Below are 467 nucleotides of genomic sequence, written 5' to 3'. Positions count from 1 at the left end.
AAGCGTGCCCCATGAAACGTCGCACCGGCCAGGACCAAAGCATCACGCGCCAGTGGCGCCCCGCAACGCAAGCCGTGCGTGGCGGCACCGCGCGCAGCGAATGGGGGGAAACCTCCGAGGCGCTGTTCCTCACCTCGGGCTATGCCTATGATTGCGCGGCCGATGCGGCGGCGCGCTTTGCCGGTGATCAGATCGGCATGACCTATTCGCGGCTGCAGAACCCGACGGTCGAGATGCTCGAAGCGCGCATCGCCTTGCTCGAAGGGGCCGAGGCGTGCCGCACGATGGCGACGGGCATGGCGGCGATGACCGCGGTGCTGCTGTGCCAGCTCCAGACCGGCGACCATGTCGTGGCCGGGCGCGCGGCGTTCGGATCGTGCCGCTGGCTGGTCGACACGCTGCTGCCCAAATTCGGCATCGAGACGACTGTGGTCGATGCGCGCGATCCGCAGGCATTTGAAGATGCG

The 467-nt window shown here is 67.9% G+C and carries 1 protein-coding gene; it reads left to right on the top strand.

The window, feature by feature from the left end:
- Positions 1-11: 11 nt before the first annotated feature.
- A partial coding sequence (locus tag AACY52_RS30815) for a PLP-dependent transferase (protein WP_339561466.1) occupies positions 12-467 on the top strand: 456 nt, incomplete at its 3' end.

The organism is Pseudomonas sp. EA_65y_Pfl1_P113 (assembly GCF_963970525.1).
Taxonomy (GTDB): domain Bacteria; phylum Pseudomonadota; class Gammaproteobacteria; order Pseudomonadales; family Pseudomonadaceae; genus Aquipseudomonas; species Aquipseudomonas tritici.
Note: the sequence above shows the minus strand (reverse complement) of the source record. Positions and strands in the feature narration are given on the sequence as shown.